Source organism: Paucibacter sp. PLA-PC-4, from assembly GCF_026241155.1.
Taxonomy (GTDB): domain Bacteria; phylum Pseudomonadota; class Gammaproteobacteria; order Burkholderiales; family Burkholderiaceae_C; genus Roseateles_E.
The window spans coordinates 291,804-311,008 of record NZ_JAPFGP010000003.1; the positions used below are offsets into that span (position 1 = coordinate 291,804).

At 67.0% G+C, this 19,205-nt stretch carries 18 protein-coding genes; 9 read left to right on the forward strand and 9 right to left on the reverse strand.

Translation table 11 applies throughout. The annotated features are described in order from the left end of the window. Position 1: 1 nt before the first annotated feature. On the reverse strand, positions 2-1,168 hold the full coding sequence (locus OOZ63_RS06380; RefSeq protein ID WP_266004588.1) for a YbfB/YjiJ family MFS transporter: 1,167 nt from the start codon (positions 1,166-1,168) through the stop codon (positions 2-4). Positions 1,169-1,281: 113 nt separating this feature from the next. On the opposite strand from OOZ63_RS06380, the gene OOZ63_RS06385 reads away from it, so the two are divergent. Next, the gene (locus tag OOZ63_RS06385) at positions 1,282-2,133 is read left to right on the forward strand and encodes a zinc-dependent peptidase (RefSeq protein ID WP_266004589.1); all 852 of its coding nucleotides are present in this window, start codon (positions 1,282-1,284) and stop codon (positions 2,131-2,133) included. 100 nt (positions 2,134-2,233) lie between these two features. Beyond that, positions 2,234-2,791: a protein phosphatase CheZ gene (locus tag OOZ63_RS06390; RefSeq protein ID WP_266004590.1), complete on the forward strand. Its 558-nt coding sequence runs from the start codon at positions 2,234-2,236 to the stop codon at positions 2,789-2,791. Positions 2,792-2,825: 34 nt separating this feature from the next. Here the strand turns inward: OOZ63_RS06390 and infA are convergent, their stop codons facing one another. Continuing rightward, complete coding sequence (infA, locus tag OOZ63_RS06395) at positions 2,826-3,086, reverse strand: translation initiation factor IF-1 (protein ID WP_137941425.1); 261 nt, start codon at positions 3,084-3,086, stop codon at positions 2,826-2,828. 174 nt (positions 3,087-3,260) lie between these two features. After that, on the reverse strand, positions 3,261-3,944 hold the full coding sequence (locus OOZ63_RS06400) for an HPP family protein (RefSeq protein ID WP_266004591.1): 684 nt from the start codon (positions 3,942-3,944) through the stop codon (positions 3,261-3,263). 65 nt (positions 3,945-4,009) lie between these two features. On the opposite strand from OOZ63_RS06400, the gene OOZ63_RS06405 reads away from it, so the two are divergent. The 3 genes from OOZ63_RS06405 (at position 4,010) to OOZ63_RS06415 (ending at position 7,318) form a co-directional block, all read left to right on the forward strand. Then, positions 4,010-4,237, forward strand: a complete 228-nt coding sequence (locus OOZ63_RS06405) for a hypothetical protein (protein WP_266004592.1) — start codon at positions 4,010-4,012, stop codon at positions 4,235-4,237. A gap of 19 nt (positions 4,238-4,256) precedes the next feature. Beyond that, complete coding sequence (locus tag OOZ63_RS06410) at positions 4,257-5,291, forward strand: patatin-like phospholipase family protein (protein WP_266004593.1); 1,035 nt, start codon at positions 4,257-4,259, stop codon at positions 5,289-5,291. Between the two features lie 65 nt (positions 5,292-5,356). After that, complete coding sequence (locus OOZ63_RS06415) at positions 5,357-7,318, forward strand: C1 family peptidase (RefSeq protein ID WP_266004594.1); 1,962 nt, start codon at positions 5,357-5,359, stop codon at positions 7,316-7,318. Between the two features lie 12 nt (positions 7,319-7,330). Here OOZ63_RS06415 and OOZ63_RS06420 read toward each other — a convergent pair whose 3' ends face one another. The 6 genes from OOZ63_RS06420 to OOZ63_RS06445 form a co-directional block, all read right to left on the reverse strand. Beyond that, positions 7,331-8,173: a Rossmann-like and DUF2520 domain-containing protein gene (locus OOZ63_RS06420; RefSeq protein ID WP_266004595.1), complete on the reverse strand. Its 843-nt coding sequence runs from the start codon at positions 8,171-8,173 to the stop codon at positions 7,331-7,333. 32 nt (positions 8,174-8,205) lie between these two features. Beyond that, positions 8,206-9,024 (reverse strand): UbiA family prenyltransferase, encoded by an 819-nt coding sequence (locus OOZ63_RS06425; protein WP_266004596.1) that lies wholly within the window; start codon positions 9,022-9,024, stop codon positions 8,206-8,208. A gap of 144 nt (positions 9,025-9,168) precedes the next feature. Then, positions 9,169-9,981 (reverse strand): class I SAM-dependent methyltransferase, encoded by an 813-nt coding sequence (locus tag OOZ63_RS06430; protein ID WP_266004597.1) that lies wholly within the window; start codon positions 9,979-9,981, stop codon positions 9,169-9,171. 72 nt (positions 9,982-10,053) lie between these two features. After that, positions 10,054-12,528: an ATP-binding cassette domain-containing protein gene (locus OOZ63_RS06435; RefSeq protein ID WP_266004598.1), complete on the reverse strand. Its 2,475-nt coding sequence runs from the start codon at positions 12,526-12,528 to the stop codon at positions 10,054-10,056. Continuing rightward, a complete protein-coding gene (locus tag OOZ63_RS06440; protein WP_266004599.1) occupies positions 12,525-13,403 on the reverse strand; it encodes a branched-chain amino acid ABC transporter permease in 879 nt (292 codons plus the stop codon). Before OOZ63_RS06440 ends, OOZ63_RS06435 begins: the two co-directional genes overlap by 4 nt. 1 nt (position 13,404) lies before the next feature. Then, a complete protein-coding gene (locus OOZ63_RS06445; RefSeq protein ID WP_266004600.1) occupies positions 13,405-14,583 on the reverse strand; it encodes an ABC transporter substrate-binding protein in 1,179 nt (392 codons plus the stop codon). A 176-nt stretch (positions 14,584-14,759) separates the two neighbouring features. Here OOZ63_RS06445 and OOZ63_RS06450 point away from each other — a divergent pair, with 176 nt between their 5' ends. From OOZ63_RS06450 to OOZ63_RS06465, 4 genes are all read left to right on the forward strand, one after another. Next, positions 14,760-15,659, forward strand: a complete 900-nt coding sequence (locus tag OOZ63_RS06450; RefSeq protein ID WP_266004601.1) for a polysaccharide deacetylase family protein — start codon at positions 14,760-14,762, stop codon at positions 15,657-15,659. A 37-nt stretch (positions 15,660-15,696) separates the two neighbouring features. Then, a complete protein-coding gene (locus OOZ63_RS06455) occupies positions 15,697-16,401 on the forward strand; it encodes a GntR family transcriptional regulator (RefSeq protein WP_266004602.1) in 705 nt (234 codons plus the stop codon). A gap of 11 nt (positions 16,402-16,412) precedes the next feature. Next, positions 16,413-17,039, forward strand: a complete 627-nt coding sequence (locus tag OOZ63_RS06460) for a flavin reductase family protein (RefSeq protein ID WP_266004603.1) — start codon at positions 16,413-16,415, stop codon at positions 17,037-17,039. 136 nt (positions 17,040-17,175) lie between these two features. Beyond that, positions 17,176-19,185 (forward strand): amidohydrolase, encoded by a 2,010-nt coding sequence (locus OOZ63_RS06465; RefSeq protein WP_416234697.1) that lies wholly within the window; start codon positions 17,176-17,178, stop codon positions 19,183-19,185. The last annotated feature ends 20 nt before the right edge of the window (positions 19,186-19,205 follow it).

The following is a 19,205-nucleotide window of genomic DNA, read 5'->3' on the forward strand; positions in this document are numbered from 1 at the left end:
GCTACTCGACGCCCTCGCGCCGCAACTGCGCGAGTATCACCATGCCCAGCAGCAGCACCGTCGCCGTCAGCCACAGCGCACCCCGGTAGCTGCCGCTGGCCTGAGCCATGGCGCCGGCCAGCGCTGGCGCGCTGACCTGGGCCACGCCATAGCTGAGCGTCAGCCGAGCCATCGCCTTGCCCGGATTGCCCGGCGAGCGCCGCCCCACCAGGGCCAGAGTCAGGCTGACAATGCCGATGAAGGTCGCGCCATACAGCAGGGCACCAGCCAGCGCCGCCGCCAGGCCATCCGACAAGGCCGGCAGCAACACCGAGACAACCTGCAAGCCAAAGGCCATCAGCAGGGCCAGCAGCTCGCCCAGGCGCCGCGCCACCCGGTCCCACAGAAACACCGCGGGCGTCGAGGCCATGCCCACCAGCAGCCATGCCCAGGGCCCTTGCCCGGCGAGCAGCGGTTGTCGCTCGACGATGGCGACGGTAAAGGTCGCGCTGATCACAAAGCCCCAGCCAGCACAGAAATAGGCTGCCACCATCCAGCCCATCCAGCGTCGCCCAGGGCCGCTGCCGGCCACCTGGGCCGTGGCGGAAACGGGCGGCACCGGTGGTCGCCAAGCCCAGGCGGGCAGCAAAAAGATCAAGCCGATGAGCGCGAAACCCTGCCACTGCGCGGCCCAGTCCAGCGCCAGCGCCGACATCGCCATTGCACCCAACGCTGACACGACGATGCCCAGGCCGAGTCCGGTGAAGTGCAGGCCCAGCTCGGGGCGCCGGCCGGCCCGCATCAGCCAGTTCAGCACCAGGCCCGAACCAAGCAGCATGCCGGCCGCGCCGCACAATCCGCCCAGATACCGCGACAGCGCCCACAGCCAGACGTTGCCGGCCATGCCCATCAGCACAGCGCTGAGCAGGGACAGCGGCAAGCCCCAGCTGTAGAGCCGCTGGCGCCAGCGCGCGTCCTCCAAGGTAGCGGCCAGCAGCGCGCCACTCATATAACCCAGATAATTGATTGCGGCCAACCAGCCAGCGGCCGCGTCGCTGAGCCCGGCCTGGGCCTGCATCAAGGGCAGCAGCGGCGTGTAGGCGAAGCGGGCGATGCCTATGGTCAGCACCAGGCCGGCAATACCGCCGACGATCACTTGCCAAGCCTGCAGGCCGCGATGACTGTTCATGGCCGGCAAGCCTAGCCGCAGAGCCGCCGCCGTGCTGTCGCTTTGGCGCGCCAGACTTGAAATCGCGCCCGCGCCGCCCATCTTCGAACCAAGCAAACTCCGAGACGCGCGCCATGGCCCTGCTCATCTTCTGTGGTCTGGCCCTGGCGCTGATCGTCTGGCTGGCCGCCCATCCCCTGCTACAGGCCTGGCGGCGTGAGCGCCTGCAGCGCCAGCCCTTCCCGCAGGCCTGGCGCCGTATCTTGCGTCGGCGCGTGCCGCAGATCGCACAGCTGCCCGCCGACCAGCAACTGCGTCTGAAGAAACTCATCCAGGTCTTCGTTGCCGAGAAGAGCTTCATCGGCTGTGCCGGCCTACGCATTAGCGACGAGATCCGTATCACCATTGCTGCCCAGGCCTGCCTGCCCTTGCTGGGCGCGGCTCGTGGCTTCTACCCGCAGCTGCGCCAGATCCTTGTCTACCCGAGCGCCTTCGTCGTCGACCGTGTCGCAGGCGGGCCGGCCGGCGTGCAGATGGAGCAGCGCCGCGCGTTGGCCGGCGAGTCCTGGAGCCAGGGCCAGGTGATTCTGTCCTGGCAGGACGTGGTCGAAGGTGCAGCCAACCCCGGCGACGGCCGCAATGTCGTGATCCATGAGTTCGCCCACCAGTTGGACCAGGTCAAGGGCCATGCCAATGGTGCGCCGCCGCTGCGCGACCGCGCCGCCTATGCACGCTGGTCGGTCGTGATGCAAGCCGAGTACGACGCGCTCTGCGCGCGCGCCGCACGCGGGGAGCCCAGCCTGATGAGCGACTATGGCGCCACCGATCCGGCCGAGTTCTTCGCGGTCGCCAGCGAGGTGTTCTTCGAGCAGCCATTGCTGCTGGCCCAGGCCCATCCGACGCTATACCGCGAACTGGCCGACTACTACCGCTTCCATCCCGCCGGAGCCCCGAACGAGAACTATTCCTCGTCGAGCGCCGCTTAGCGCGGGCCGCCCGCCCCTGCATCTGCGGGGGGCGCCGCTAAGATTCCCCGACGTGTCCGAGCCTGCGCGCAACGAGACACCAGACAGGGGAACCCACGCCATGCAAGCCACCACCGACGATCTAAGCCTTGACCCTCAGGCGGCCCAGGCCCTGACACAGTTCGCCCATGAGCTGCCCGACGCCTGCGAGCGTCTGGCCTATGTGCGACAAATGACCGAGCAGGCAGCCAACAAGGTGCTGAATCTGGTGGATGCAGCCCAGGACGATGCCGAGCAGGTGCGCCGCCAGGGCAGTGACCTGTCCGAAACCCTGGTGCGCATGGCCACCGCGCCTGAGCTGACAGTGGAGCGTGCCCGCGCAATGATGAAGCTGTGCGCCGCCTATGCGGCCACGGCCGCCAGCTTTGCCGGGCGGGAGAAGGCGCTGCACACTGAAATCATGATGGCGCAGGACTTCCAGGACCTGTCGGGTCAGGTCATCAACAAGGTGATGCGCATGCTGGAGCGCGCCGAGCGACCGCTGGATCAGCTGCTGTCCGGCAATGCGGTGGTGGCGGCAGCAGCGCCCGAGCAGGCGGCGCTGGAGGGCGTTCAAACACCCGACAAAGCGCTCAAACAGGACGATGTGGACGACCTGATGGCCTCGCTGGGGTTTTGAGGAGCCGTCCCGGCTCCCCGAATCAAACAACCAATCAGTAACGACGCTGCGGCGTCGTCGGCATCGGGCCGCGGCGCTCGATGTGACGGAAGGTGATGCGGCCCTTGGACAGATCGTAGGGCGACAGTTCCAGCGAAACCTTGTCGCCGGCCAGGATGCGGATATGGTTCTTACGCATCTTGCCCGAGGTGTAGGCGACCAGCTGGTGGCCGTTCTCAAGCGTCACGCGAAAACGGGTATCCGGCAAGACTTCGTCCACCTGGCCTTGCATTTCGATCAGTTCTTCCTTGGCCATGTGGGCGTTTCTCCAATTCAGTGAGGGCCAGCATACGCCGACCCGAGGCGATGTGCAGAAGATCTGCATTGTCGCGGGGCAAAACAAAACCGCCACAGCGCAAGCACTGCAGCGGCGAAGCCGTAGCATAAACGAGACAGATGGCTTTGGCAAGCCGTGGTTTAGAGGCCTTAGCTAACTCCACAAGTCCAGGGGCGGCTCCCGGGTCAGCGCACGCAAAAGATCGCTGCGCGACAGAAAGCCCTGCAGCGCGCCCTGCTCGTCCAGCACCGGCAGGCCCGGCAGGTGCAGGTCCAGCAGCAACTGAGCCACCTCGCGCACCGGGGTGTCGGGCTGGGCGGTCGGCACCGGGGTCCACATTGCGCTGCCCACCGGCTGAGCCAGACGCTCGGTCCAAGCCAGGCCATCGGCCGGATCCAGCGGCAATGTGTCAGGACGCAGCAAGTCGGCGCGCATGATCAGACCGACCAGCTGCCCCTTGGCATTGAGCACCGGCGCCTGACCGACGCCGGCACGGGCCAGCAGTCCCCAGGCCTCGCGCACTGTGGAAGCCAACGGCACGGTGATCATCCGGCGGCTCATCAGTTGCTGCACCAAGCTCAGCGGCTGGCGTGGCGGTGCGGCGGTCTGCGCATAGGCATTGAGCGCCTGGCGCGGCAGGGTTTCGGCAGCAAGCCCGCCAAAACCGCCCTCCTCAGCCAGGCGGCCGGCGATCACCGCAGCGGGCGGCGCCTGTTCCTCGCGCTCGACCCCAGCCAGTGCCCGCAGACGCGCCACCGCCTGCACCGGGCCCAGCTCGCGCACACGGTCCAGCGGCCCGCTGAACATACGCCCCTGCAATCCATAGACGGCAAACATGCCCGCAAGCATGGCACAGTCGGCGCTTTAGGCACAATGCGGCCCAGTCCCTAGCGCCCGTGACAATGACAATTCCCAAGCCATCCATCCCATTGCGCCTGCTGTTCGCCACGACGCTGCTGCTGCTGAGCGGATGTGCAGTCGTTAGCGTGGCCGGGGCAGTGGCCGGCGCCACCATCTCGGTGGCCGGCGCGGTGGTCAGCACCGGGGTCAAGGTCGGCGGTAAGGTGATCGAGAAGACCTTGGACGCCGTGGGTCCGGACGACAAGACCGACGCGGTCACCACCGAGTAGCCACCCCGGGGGAGCCGCGATGCAACTTCTCGGCAAACCCCGTATCCCGACACTCAATCTTGCCCTGCAGGGCGGAGGTGCCCATGGCGCGTTCACCTGGGGTGTGTTGGACGCCTTGCTGGAGGATGGCCGGCTGCGCTTCGAAGGCATCAGCGGCACCAGTGCCGGCGCGATGAACGCAGCCGTGATGGCCCAGGGCCTGATGAGCGGTGGTGCCGATGGCGCGCGGGCGGCGCTGCAGTCCTTCTGGACCGCGGTGGCCGCCACCGTGCCCGAGCATTTCACGCAAAGCTCGGCCGATGGCCAGAACATCAGCCTGGCGCCGATGTTCAAGCTGATGCTGAAGTGGAGCTACTACATGGCGCCCGAGCAGCTCAACCCCTTCGATCTCAATCCGCTGCGCGACATCATCTCCAGGCAGATCGATTTCGAGCGCCTGCGCAGGTGCAGTCCAGTCAAGCTCTTCATTGCCACCACCCAGGCCAATAGCGGCAAGCTGCGTCTGTTCCGAAATCCCGAGCTGAGCGCCGAGGTGCTGCTGGCCTCGGCGTGCCTGCCCACCGTTCACCGGGCCATCGAGATCGAAGGCGAGCCCTACTGGGACGGCGGCTATGCGGCCAATCCAGCGGTTTTCCCGCTGTTCTTCGAATGCCGATCCAGCGATGTGCTGCTGGTGTTGTTGACGCCGCTCAAGCACAAGTCGACGCCGGTCAGCGCCGCCGACATCCACAGCCGCGCGTTGGAGATCGCCTTCAACGCCACCTTCCTGCGGGAGATGCGCATGTTCGCCCATCTACGCGAGCACCTGCCCAGACGCTGGCTGAACCTGCAGATCGGCAGCCTCGAGCGGCGAACCCAGCAGCTGCGCTTTCATTTGATCGAGGCTGCCGATGTGCTTGGCGAGCTGCACGCCGACAGCAAGCTGGCGGCCAATCTGAAGTTCTTCGACATGCTCAAGAAGTTGGGGCGTGAACGCGCCCGGCAATGGCTGGACCAGCACCGCGAGCAGCTCGGCCGACGCTCCACGCTGGACCTCGGCACCGTGTTCTATTAGCTGGGGATAGGCAGGCGCCGCGCCGCGTGGCAGCCTGCCGGGCTCAATATCCTGAGGAGACCTTGATGGCCACCAAGAAGAAGGCGCCTGCCGCCACCAAGCGCACGCTGGACGCACGCCGCGACACGCTGGATTTTCGCGATCGCATGTACGTCTCAACCCTTGTCGAAGTGCCCTCACGGATCGCGCTGGAGGACTACCAGGCCCTGGAGGTACCCATCCTCGACCAGGGCCAGGAAGGCGCCTGTACCGGCTTTGGCCTGGCCACCGTCGCGAACTTCCTGCTGCGCCGCCGCAAGGTCGTGCCCGATCCGACACCGGTCAGCCCGCGCATGCTCTACGACATGGCGCGGCGTTACGACGAATGGCCCGGCGAGAGCTACTCGGGTTCGAGCGCACGCGGTGCGATGAAGGGCTGGCACAAACACGGCGTCTGCGCCGAGAGCGTCTGGCCCTACAAGCCCAAGCGCGGCGGCGAGAAGGGCCTGTCGCAGAGTCGGGTCGAAAACGCACAAGGCCGGCCACTTGGCGCCTACTTCCGTGTCAACCACAAAGACCTGGTCGCGATGCATGCGGCGCTCGCGGAGGTCGGCGTCCTGTTCGCCACCGCCTCGGTGCATGCGGGCTGGGACGCGGTCGGCGCCGACGGCATCATCAAACCCTCAGACCAGGAGCTCGGCGGCCATGCCTTCGCCATCGTCGCCTATGACGAACAAGGCTTCTGGTTGCAGAACTCCTGGGGACCGGACTGGGGCCGCCAGGGCTTTGCGCGAATCTTCTACGACGACTGGCTGCGCAACGCGACCGACGTCTGGGTTGCTCGCCTGGGCGCGCCGATTCGGTTGGCGACGCCGGCCGGCGAGCCGGCCGCTCAGCTCAGCGGTCCCTCGGGTGCGACCAAGGTCAGTCACATGGCCTTGCGTCCGCATGTGGTCAGCGTCGGCAACGAAGGCCGGCTGCGGCCCGGCGGCGAGTACGGCATGAACGAGGACGAACTGGCCCAGCTCTTTGCCAACGATGTGCGGCAGACCTTGGCGCCCTGGCCCAAAAAGCGCCTGCTGCTGTACGCCCATGGGGGACTGGTCAGCGAGCAGGCCGCGCTGCAGCGCCTGGCCGAGTACCGGCCGGCACTGCTGGAGGCCGGGGTCTATCCGCTTGCCTTCATCTGGCGCAGCGACTACTGGAGCACCATCAGCAACATCCTTCAGGACGCCGTTCGCCGGCGCCGTCCCGAGGGCGCCTTCGATGCGGCCAAGGACTTTTTGCTTGACCGTCTGGACGATCTGCTGGAACCGGTGGCGCGCAATCTGACCGGCAAGGCGGCCTGGGACGAGATGAAGGAGAACGCGCTGGCCGCCAGCCGCAAGGGCGGCGCGGCCCAGAAAGTCGCCGAGCATCTGCTGGCCCTGCTGAAGGACGAGCCGGGGCTGGAGATCCATCTGGTCGCCCACAGCGCCGGGGCTATCCTGCTGGCGCCGCTGGTGGGCCTGCTATCGGCCAAGACCAAGATCGTCAGCTGCACGCTGTGGGCCCCGGCCTGCACGACCGCGCTGTTCAAGAGCGACTATCTGCCCGCCATCAAGAGCGGCCGCATCCAGGACTTCGCGCTCTATGCGCTGGACGACAAGACCGAGAAGGACGACAACTGCGCCAAGCTCTACAACAAGTCCCTGCTCTATCTGGTCTCCAACGCCTTCGAGGCGCGCCAGCGGGTACCGATGGTGCAGGACGGCACGCCGATCCTGGGCCTGCAGCGCTGCATAGAGGCCGACGCCGAGCTGAGCCGGCTGTTCGCCTCGGCCAAGGCCGAGCTGGTGCTATCACCCGACAAGGCCGGTGCGAACCCGCGCAGCCGCGCCCAGCACCATGGCGATTTCGACGACGACCCGGCCACCGTGCAGTCGACCTTCGGCCGCATATTGCGCTCCGGCGGCAAGAGCACGGACAAGCTGGCGGCTATCGAGTTCGGCCGCTCGGCCTCGACCCTGCGCGATCTGCGGCTGCGGCTGGAAGACAAGGCGCGCTGAGCGCGTCCATCGTCAGGGCTGGCTCGGCGGCGCCGCGATCAGTTGGGCGAGACGCTGTAGCTGCTGCTCGTCGAGCCGCCCGGCCGTGCGCGCCAGCCCGAGCTGGCGGCGCGACAGCTGGCGGTAGAAATTGCCATGCTCGCCGCCCAGTGCGTCGAATGCGCGCAGATGAGCGGCCAGCACCCCGGTGTCAGCACGCGAAATCGGTCCTGCCAGCGCGCCGGCCAGACCGCGCGCCTCGGCCGCCGCCAGGGTGCCGCGCGCCAGCGGCAGCAGGGCCGGCAGGGTCAGGTCTTGCGGCAGGCCGGCGGCGGCCCAGACCTGGGCCGCCTCGTCCAGCATCGACAACAAGAAGCTGGCCGCAAAGCTGGCGGCGCCGTGATAGGCGGCACGGCTGCCGGCCGGCAGCGTCAGCGGCCGCATCTGCAGCAAACCGGCCAGGCGCTGCAACTCGCCCAGCAAGGGCAGCTGGGCTTCGATCGCGACGCAGGAGCCGGCCAGCAGCGCGGCGGACTGCTGCGTGTCGGCCGTGAAGATCTGCAACGGATGGAAACCGCCGACCACAGCGCCGGCCGCCGCTGCGGCCTCCAGTGCGCCGAGCTCGGTGGCGCCGCTGCAGTGCACGACCGCCTGGCCGCGTCGCCACGGCAGGCTGCGCGCCAGCGGCGCGATCGCGTCGTCGGGCACGGTCAGGAACACCAGATCGGCGGCCAGCGCGGCGGCCGTGTCATCACTGCGACCCAGCGGCGCCAGCACGGTCTCACCGGCAGTGCTCAGGGCCTGGGCCAGGCAGCGACCGAGACGGCCGGCGCCGATGAAGGCGATGGTGGGGGTAACGGTATTGTCTTCTTGCATCGGCCCAGTATGGCCCGAGCCCGGCGCTGGATTCAGCGCAGCAAGAAGTGATCGACCAGCAGCGAGCCGAACAGGCCGAACAGATAGACGATGGAGTAGCGGAAGCTCGTCCTGGCCAGGCCCTCGTTGCGCCGCAGCCGCCAGGACAGATCGGCATAACGCGCGCCCAGCAGCAGCGCGCCGAGCAGGTAGAGCGCACCGCTCATGCCTATTGCCACCGGCAGCAGGCTGATCGTCAGAAGGGCCAGGGTGTAGGCCCAGATCCGCCGGGTCGTGTAGGCCACGCCATGCAGCACCGGCAGCATAGACACGGCCGCGCGCGCATAGTCCTCGCGGCGATGGATGGCCAGGGCCCAAAAATGCGGCGGGGTCCAGATGAAGATGATCAGAAACAGGGTCAGCGCGCCGGGATCAAGCGCCCCGCTGACGGCGACCCAGCCCAGCAGCGAGGCCAGGGTCAGCAGCGCGCACAGCAGATTGGTCGTCGTCAGCAGCAGCAAGGCCATACCGGCCGTGCCCAGGACCAGCGCGAACAGCAGCACCTGGCCCCCGCTGAGCTTGCCGCGCGGCAGCGGGCGGGCCCGGGTACGGGCCGTCAGCGCGTCGATGCGGCGGTCCACCAGATGTTTGATCGCGGCCGCTGCGCCGGCCACCAGGGCGATTCCCAGCGGTGCGCCCAGCCACAAGGTCCAGGGCAGCGGCGTGCGCGCGGCCAGCAACATGCCCACCAGCACGGTGAACAGCATCAGTGCAACCACGCGCGGCTTGGTCAGCACTAGGTACTCGCGCCACAAGGGCCGACTGCTGGGCCTGGCCGCCAGCAGCGCGATTTCTTGTGAAGGCACCGACATCACAGCCGCATCACTGCGGGGCTTGCTGGGTAGGCGCCATGCCGGGTCGGTTCCGTCAATATGCCTGTGCGTGCGGCCTCGCAAGCGGGCACAAACCCGCCCGCAGGCAACAGCCGGCCCCGGGGGCCGTCGGCGGCGCAAGACTCAGGGTTTGACGAACTTGAGCGTCATGCGGTCACTCTCGCCGATCGCCTCGTAGCGCGCCCGGTCCTTGTCCTTGAGCCCATAAGTCGGCGGCAGCGACCAAACCCCGCCCTCATGGTCGGCCGTGTCCCTGGGGTTGGCGTTGATTTCGCTGCTGGCCGCCAGCTTGAAGCCGACGCGCTCGGCCATGCGCACGACATAGGCCTGCTGCACATAGCCGCTGTCGGCCTTCTCGTCCTGCACCCGTTCGGCCGGCAAGCGATGTTCGACCACACCGAACACGCCGCCGGGCTTGAGGCTGTCGAACGCGCTGCGGAACACTGCCTGTGTCTTGGCCTCGCCATGGCTCATCCAGTTGTGGACATTGCGAAAGGTCAACACCAGATCGGCCCCGCCCGCCGGCGCATAGGCGAGCTTGCCGGCACCGGCGTCGAACACGGTCAGCTGCACCTTGTCATAGACGGCCGGCTGCGCCTCCAGCTTCTGTTTCAGCCGCGCAGCACTGCGCTGGAAATAGGCCTGTGGCGACGCGGGATCGTCGCCTGCCAAGATCAAACGCCCGCGCTCGCGCAGATAGGGAGCCAGGATCTCGGTGTACCAGCCGCCACCGGGGCTCAGCTCGACAACGGTATCGGTCGCTCGCAGGCCGAAGAAGCTCAGCGTTTCATAAGGGTGGCGCCAGACATCGCGCGACACGAAGGCCGGCGTGCGCTGGGCGCCGGCAATAGCGGTCTTCAGCGCGGCATCTGCCTGCGCCGGCACGGTGCTGATCAGCGCGGCGGCGGCCAGCCCCATCGAGGTCCAAGTCTTCATCGGTATCGTCCTGTGCAACAGTCAAGCGGACGGCCAGTATGACCGGCCCCGACCCAGCTGCCGGAAGACACCTCAGGCGCCCAGATAGGCTTTTTGCAGCGCTGGATCGGCCGCCACCTCGGCCGCCGTGCCGGCCAGCACCACATGCCCGTCCTCGATCACGCAGGCCCGGTCGGCCAGCGACAGTGCCAGCGCTGCCATTTGGTCCACCAGGACAATGGTCAGTCCTTCCTCGCGCAAGCGCGCCAGCACCGCAAACAGGTCGGCGATCACCTTCGGCGCCAGACCCAGCGAAGGCTCGTCCAGCAGCAACACGCGTGGCTTGGCCATCAGGCCGCGTGCCACCGCCAGCATCTGCTGCTCGCCACCCGACAGCAGGCCGGCTCGCTGGTGCAGTCGCTCTCTTAAACGGGGAAAGCGCTCCAGCATCGCTTCGGCGCGCGCCTCCAGCCCTTTCGGATGCAGGAAGCCGCCCAAGCGCAGATTGTCCCGCACGCTCAGCTCCGCAAAGACCTGGCGGCCCTCGGGCACCAGCACCAGACCGCGCCGGGCGATGGCCTCGGCACCCAGATCGGTCAGGTCCTCACCGGCCAGATGGATGCCGCCCTGCACCGGCCGCTGCAGCCCGGACAGCGCGCGCATGAGCGTCGACTTGCCGGCGCCATTGGCACCCAGCACGGCCAGCAGCTCGCCCTCGCGCAGCTGCAGTTCGATACCCTTGAGCACGGGTGCCGCGCCATAGCCGGTGTGCAAGGCGCCGACGTGCAGCAGCTCGGCGCCGAGCTGGCGTTGATGCGTGAACGCCTGTGCTTCCAGCAGGCTGCCCTCCCCGAGATAGGCCCGGCGTACCAGCGGGTCGGCCTGGATCTCGGCCGGTGTACCCATGGCCAAGCGCTGGCCTGCGTCCAGCACCACTACATGGTCGGACACGCCCATCACCAGGCCCATGTCGTGCTCAACCAGCAGGACGCCGACACCGGCCTCGTCGGCGATGCGGCGCAACAGCAGGGCCAGGCGCAGCTTGTCCTCGGCCGATAGGCCCGCGGCCGGCTCGTCAAGCAGCAGCATGTCGGGATCGGTGGCCAGTGCGCGCGCGATCTCGACGACACGGCGATCGACATGCGGCAAATCGGCGGCCGGCAGGTTCACGTCGCCGCCGTAGCCGCAAGCGCCCAGCAAGGCCAGGCTGCGCTCACGCACCGCCGGTGTGCGCAGGCCGGCTGCGCCGAACAGCCCACCGAGGCGGCCGCGCAGGCAGGCCAACGCAACATTGTCCAGCACGCTCAGCGAGCCGAACAACTGCGAGCTCTGGTAGCTGCGGGCCAGGCCGGCACGCGCCACCGCATGGGCCGGCCGGCCCGCCAGCGACTTGTCACCCAGCGCAAACCCGCCGCTGCTGGGCGTGTAGAAACCGCTCAACAAGTTCAGCGCCGTGGTCTTGCCGGCGCCATTCGGGCCGATCAGGGCAGTCACCGCGCCGGGCCGGGCCTCAAAGCTCAGATCATGCACCGCGCGCACACCGCCGAACATCCGGCCCAGGCCTTCGGCGCTCATGCCTTGACGAACACGCGCCGAAAGCGGTAAGTTCACGCCACTGGCGATCAGCGGCATACCCCGGCGTTGCCACAGGCGCTGCAGCAAACCGGCCACGCCATCCGGCGCCACCCACAGCACGACCAACAGCAAGGCGCCGAAGAACAGCAGACGGTACTCCTCCATGCCGCTCAAGACCTCTGGCAGCAGGCCCACGATCAGTGCGCCGATCAGCGGGCCGATGGCCGATCCAGCACCGCCCAGAACGACCACCAGCACAAAGAGGATGGACTGCACGAAGGCAAAGCTGCCGGGCGTGACCATGCCGGCCAGCGGCGCGAACAGGCCGCCGGCCAGGCCGGCTAGACCGGCAGACACCGCGAAAGCCACGACCTTGATCGGCAGCGGCTTCAGGCCGATGGACTCGGCCGCGGTCTCGCTGTCACGCACCGCGCGCAGACCCGCACCCCAGCGGCCGCGAGCCAGCAGGCAGTAGCCGACGAAAGAAGCGGCCGCGGCGATCAGCGCCAGCATCGCTACCGCACGCTCGCCCGAGGCGAAGCTACCGAGGCCGGGCCCGCCGTAGCCCATCAGTCCGTTCTGCCCGCCTGTCAGGCCGCGCCATTCGGCAGCACCATGCTCGACGATGAAACCGAAGGCGATCGTGATCATCGCCAGATACGGCCCCTTGACGCGCAACGCCGGTAGCGCCAGCAGTGCGCCGGCGGCCGCCGAGGCCAGCAGGGCCAGAGGCCACGCGGCCCAGAAGCTCCAGCCGGCCGCGCCGGTCAGGATGGCCACCGCATAGGCGCCAATCGCGTAGAAGCCGACATGGCCGAACGACACCTGGCCGGACAGGCCGATCAGCACATTCAGGCCTATGCCCACCAGGGCCAAGAGGGCCACCTGGGCCAGCACGAAGACGTAATAGCCGTTCAAGGTCGTCGCCAGTACCAATCCAGCGCCCAGCACCGAAAGGCCTGCAATCCAGGGCCAGGTCTTGCCTCCCGTCATACCTTCTTCACTTCCATGCGGCCAAAGAGACCATTGGGTTTGCAAGCCAGCACTGCGATGACGAGGGAAAAGCTGATGATCTGCGTGTAGCTGGAGCCCAGCGTGCTGGTGATCAGCGCTTCGCTGACGCCGAACAGCAGACCGGCCGCCATCACGCCCCAGGCGCTGCCAATGCCGCCAAGCATCGCCACCGCAAATGCCTTGAGCCCGAACAGCGTTCCCATGTCAGCATGCACATTGAACAGCGGCGCGATCAGCACGCCGGCCACGCCAGCGAACAGCGTCGATAGTGCGAAGGCCACCGCGATCACGCGCTGGATCGGGATGCCCATGAGTCGCGCCGCGGCCGGGTTCTGCACCACGGCCAGCATCGCAACACCCCAGCGCGTGTGCCTTGCCACCCAATGCAGCGCGCCGGCCAACGCCAGGCCCACCAGCGGGATCAGCAGTTGCAGCGGATAGACGCCCAGGCCTACTGCGCCGAGTTCGATGGGCGTCGTCGCCATCGGCGAGGGCAGACTGCGCGGCTCCTTGCCGAAGACGAACATCACGAGGTTGTCCAGCACGATGCCCAGCGCGACGGTGGACATCAGCCAGGCGTTCGAGCCGCGGGTCGCGAAGGGTCGTACCGCCAGTCGCTCGACAAGCAGGCCGTAGGCCGCGCAGCCCGCCAGCGCGAGCAGCGCCGCCAGCGGCAAAGGCCAGCCGGCGCCCTGCGCCAGCGCATAGCAGAGCACGGCCCCCAGCATCATCGAGCTGCCTTGGGCGAAGTTGACCGTGCCCGAGACCGCATGGGTGACGTGAAAGCCCAGAGCCATCAAGCCATACATGCTGCCCAGGCCCAGGCCGCTGATCAGCGCCGACAGATACAGCATCTCAGTTCGCGACCGGCAGGATGCGGTTGTCGATGAACTGGGCCCAGACGTAGTCGTTCTCGGTCACCGCGTCATGCACCTGGGCCGTGAAGGGCTTGTCATAGGTCTTGATCAGGCCTTCATAGCGGCCGATCTTGTAGAAGCCCTGGCGCACCGCGTCGCCTTGGGTCGAGCCGGCCGCCGTGATCGCCAGTGCTGCCAGTTGCATCGCGTCATAGGCATTGGCTACGCCAACCGCCGGCGTCACATCGTCAGGGCCCTTGATGTCCGCGTACTTTGCCATCAACGCCTTCATGACCTTCTCGCCCACGGCGTTTTGCTTGCCGAAGAAGCTGTAGGTCTGCACGAAGTGAACGCTCTTCGCATTCGGGCCGGCCAACTCGGTGAAGCGGCCGCCTGCGGGGCCCCAGTGAGAGACGATGGGCACCTTCCAGCCCATGCGGTCAAGCGATTTGACGACCTGGGCCGATGGTCCGACATTGCCGACCATGAAGAGGCTGTCCGCTCCGGCGGCCTTCAGACGGCTCAACTGCGGCACCACGTCGACATCATTGGCCTCGAACTTTTCGATGCCCACTGCCTTCATGCCCTTGGCGGCCAGTGCCGCGACAAGCCCCTTCTCATTGCTCTCGCCCCAGGGGTTGTTAACCAGAATCATGCCGGGCTTGCTGGCCTTGAAAGTGCTCTGGGCGTATTGCAGCATGGCCTTGTTGACGATCTCGTCGACGGCCGATACGCGAAAGGCAAAGTTCGGGTTGGCACCATTCTTGGTGATCGGCGTGCCGGCCGCCCACGGGCCCATGAAGGGCACCTTCTCCTGATTGGCCAGCGGCACCAGCGCCATCGACACCGGCGTGTCCAAGCCGCCGAACAGCACCGCAACCTTCTCCTTGAAGATCAACTCGCGCGCCGCCACCACACCCTTGGCCGGCGCGCCCTCGTCATCGCGCCGCACCAGTTCCAGTTTGCGACCGCCCAGCAGCCCGCCCCTGGCATTGATCTCGTCGATGGCCACCGCCAGGCCGCGCGTGATGGCCTCACCGGCACGCGCCGACTGGCCGGACAAGGCGGTCACCAGGCCGATCTTGATGGGCTCCTGGGCCTGCACCGGGCTCAGACCCAGGGCTGCGAGCGCGGCGGCGCAGATCAACAAGGGGCGGCGGGAAAGCTTGAAGGACATCGGAGGCTCCAGGGGTTTGAAGGATGACTCGCTGTAGCTCGCAAACTCCATGCCATGTCGACACATGGTCTGTTTATTGCAAACATGTAGATATACATATTGTCGACAATCAGAAAGTTCACCCACATGCCCGAGACCGTCAACCCCCATGCGCCACGCCGGTGCATCGCTGCACCATGCTGAACCCGCTGCCCACGCACGGCCGTTTTCACTACCGGCCCATCACACGTCGCCCACGTTGGACCTGGCCTAATGAAAAGCGCTTGGCTATCTACCTCGGTTTCAATGTCGAGCACTTCGCCTTTGGCGAGGGACTGGGCGCAGCGCTCGGCCCTGTCAGTCCCGAGCCCGATGTGCTGAACTACAGTTGGCGCGAGTACGGCAACCGGGTCGGCGCCTGGCGCTGCCTGGAGTTGTTCGACGACTTGGGCCTGCCAACAGGCGCGCTGATCAATACCTCGCTTTATCAACACTGCCCCGAGCTGGTGGCGGCTCTGCTGGCGCGCGGCGACGAACTGATCGGCCACGGCCACACCAATGCCGAGCGCCAGGGCGGCTGGGACGAGACTCGCGAGGCCGCGCTGCTCGCGGCCTGCCGAGATGAGATCCAGGCCCGCTCAGGCCGCCAAGCCACCGGCTGGCTTTCACCCTGGATCTCGGAGAGCCGGCTTACGCCCGATCTACTGGCCGAGGCCGGCTATCGCTATACGCTGGACTGGAGCCACGACGACCAGCCGACCCGGATGCGCACCCGCAGCGGCCGCCCGCTCTGGTCTATTCCCTACCCGCAGGAACTCAACGACATCCCGATGCTGGTGGCGCGGCAGATGGATGCCAAGGACTTCGCGCGGATGATTGTCGATAACGTCGACGAGATGCTGGCGCAGACCGAGCGCCATGACCAAGCCCTGGTGATGGGTGTCGCACTACACCCCTATTTGGTCGGCCAGCCCTACCGGCTGCGCCATCTGCGACGGGCGCTGACCCATATCGCAGAACGGCGCAGTGAGATCTGGCTGTGCACGCCGGGGCAAATCGCCTCGCACATGGAGACACTACAGATTGTTGACATCTAGTGGCGACAATCCAGCCACCATATCGACAGCCAACAACATGATCACAAGCCGCGCAGCCAAGCCCGAAGCCCCGCTCGACATCGAGGAGCGCATCTACCGCTCGGTGTTCGAGGGTGTGATGGAACAACGCCTGACCCCCGGCACCAAGCTACCAGAGGCGGCGCTGTGCGAGCTGTTTGACGTCAAGCGCGCGACGGTGCGCAAAGTCCTGCAACGCCTGGCCCATGACCACATCGTCGAGCTGCGCCTGAACCGCGGCGCCGTCGTCGCGGCGCCGACACCGGAGGAAACGCGCCAGATCTTTGAGGCGCGCCGCGCGTTGGAGGGGGCGCTGCTGGAACTGGCCGTCGAGCACGCCACCAAGGCCGACATCGCCGCGCTGCGCAAGCAGCTGGCCCAAGAACACGAGGCCATGCACCGCTTCGATCAGCCAGCCTGGGCACGCCTGGCCAGCAGTTTTCATCTGCAGGTCGCGGCGTTGGGACGCAACCCGGTGCTTCTGCGCTATCTGACCGAGCTGATCTCGCGCTGCTCGCTGATCGTTGCGCTCTACGAGCCGCCCGGCAATGCAGCCTGCGAGCATGAGGAACATGAGCGCATCGTCGACTGTATCGCCAGCGGCAATGCCAAGGGCGCGCTGAAGCTGATGCAAACGCATTTGCGCGAGCTCGAGCAGCGCATCGTGCTGCACAGCGAGCAACCCGAACCGAGCTTGGCTCAAAAACTTGGACTAAAAACCTAGATGGGTATCGCATGAACGTAGATTTCGCCGCCCTTACCGAATACCAGCGCTACAAGCTGATGGCCAGTCTGATCGTGCCGCGGCCGATCGCTCTGGTCACGACGGTCAACGAGGCGGGCGTCGTGAATGCCGCGCCCTTCAGCATGTTCAATATGTTGGGCGAAGAGCCGCCCATCGTGATGATCAGCGTCAATCGGCTCAAGGACGGCGCGCTAAAGGACACCGCCTCGAACATCCAGCGCAGCGGCGAGTTCGTCGTGCACCTGCCGGATGAGGCGATGGCCGAGGCCATGCACCGCTGCGGCGAGCGCCTGCCCCCGGATGTCAGCGAGCTGGCCCACGTGGGACTGAATGCGGCCCCCTGTCGGCTCGTTAAGCCGGCCCGCATCGTCGAGGCGCCGGTTGCGTTTGAATGCACCTTATGGGAGACGCTGGAGACCGCCAGCCGCCAGATCTTCATCGGCCAGGTGCGTTGGTTGCATGCGCGCGAGGGTCTGATCGATACGCAGACCTGGCGCGTGCGTCTTCAGGACTACCACCCGGTAGGCCGCTTCGGCGCCAGCTTCTATGTGCGCACGCGCGACCGCTTTTCGCTGGAGGGCGGCCAGACCACGCAGACCGCGATCGACGAAATCTGAGCCTGGGCTCTGACGGGCGCCTGATGCCTCTTTCGGGGGAGCCCGATCCCGACCGATCACGGCAGGACAAGGGCGCAGCTCAACACGAAGATGCAGCTGTATCCATTCGCCCCACTTGCCGACGAGGTCGACTCCCATGTTCAAACAGCTGGTAAATCAGGGCAACGAGCCACTCACGGCACGCCGCGACTTCCTTGAAGCCGCTGCGGCCCTGGGTCTGGGTGTGTTAGCCGGGCCGACGCTGGCCCATGGTGGCGACGGTCGCGCCGCGCCAGATATGGTCCTGCGTAACGGCCGCATCACCACGCTCGATCCGGCCAAGCCCGAGACCACAGCCATCGCGCTGAAGGCCGGCCTGGTGATGGCCGTCGGCAGTGATGCCGAGATCAGCAAGCTGGCGGACAGCCGGACCCGCATTGTCGACCTGGCCAAGCGCCGCGTGATCCCGGGCCTGATCGACTCGCATATGCACATCATCCGCGGGGGCCTCAACTACAACCTGGAGCTGCGCTGGGACGGCGTGCGCAACCTGGGCGCGGCGCTGGAGATGCTGCGCGAGCAAGCCGCGCGCACGCCCTCGCCGCAATGGCTGCGGGTGGTCGGTGGCTGGAACGAGTTCCAGTTCGACGAGAAGCGCATGCCCTCGCTGGCCGAGCTCAACGCGGCCGCACCAGACACGCCGGTCTTCGTGCTGAACCTCTACAACATGGCCTTCCTGAACCGTGCGGCGCTGCGCGCGGTCGGCTACACCAAGGACACGCCGCAGCCGCCCGGCGCCATCATCGAGCGCGATTCCAAGACCGGCGAGCCCACCGGGCTGCTGCTGGCCGAACCGAACGCTTTCGTGCTCTACAACACGCTGAACTTCGGACCCAAGCTCGACCCCGAGCAGCAGCTCAACTCCACGCTGCACTTCATGCGCGAGGAAAACCGCCTGGGCGTGACCTCCGTTGGCGATGCCGGCGGCGGCTTCCAGAACTATCCAGACGACTACGCCATCATCGACAAGCTGGCCAAGGAAGGCCGGCTGACGCTGCGCATCGCCTACAACCTGTTCCCGCAGAAAGCCAAGCAGGAGCTGGCCGATTTCCAGCGCTGGGCGAAGATGGGCAAGCCCGGCGACGGTAGCGATTTCTACAAGCTCAACGGTGCCGGCGAGATGCTGGCCTTCTCGGCGGCAGACTTCGAGGACTTCCTGATGCCAAGGCCCGAGATGCCGCAGGCGATGGAGGGAGATCTCGAGGGGGTGGTGCGCTTTCTGGCCGGCAATGGCTGGCCCTGGCGCATGCATGCCACCTACGACCAGACGATCTCGCGGGCGCTCGATGTGTTCGAGAAGGTGCATCGCGACTTGCCGATCGACAAGCTGGGCTGGTTCTTCGATCATTGCGAGACAGTCTCCCCACCAAACCTGGAACGCATCAAGAGGCTCGGCGGCGGCGTCGCGATCCAAAACCGCATGTCGATGCAGGGCGAGTACTTCATCCGCCGCTACGGCCTGAAGGCCACGGCCGAGACCCCGCCGGTCAAGCGCATGCTGGAGCAAGGCCTGCCGGTGACCCTGGGCACGGACGCCACCCGCGTCAACAGCTACAACCCCTGGCAGGCGCTGTACTGGCTGGTGTCGGGCCGCACCATCGGTGGCACGGTGATCTATCCCGAGGAGCGGCGCCTGGACCGTATCGCCGCGCTGCGCCTGATGACGGCCGACGGCGCCTGGTTCTCGCGCGATACCAGCAAGAAGGGCGTCCTGAAGGCCGGCGCCTTTGCCGACCTGGCGGTGCTGGACCGCGACTTCCTCAGCGTGCCGGAAGACCAGATCCAGGACATCACCTCGGTGCTGACCGTCGTGGCCGGCCAGCCGGTGCACGGCAGCGGCACTTACGAATCGCTGGCCCCGCCGCTGCCGCCGGCCTCGCCCGACTGGTCGCCGGTGCGCCGCTACGGCGGCTACCAGGCGCGCAAGAGCGCCGCCGTCGGTGCCTCCGAGCTGCAGAAGCGCTACCACTACGCGGCCATGTGCGCCTGCGCAAGCGCCTGCGGCCTGCATGGCCACGACCACCTGGCCGTCGCCAGCGCGGCCCGCAGCAGTGGGCCGGAGACCGGGGCATTCTGGGGCGCCTTGGGCTGCAGCTGCTACGTCTGAACCGCAGATCCTGGTCGCCG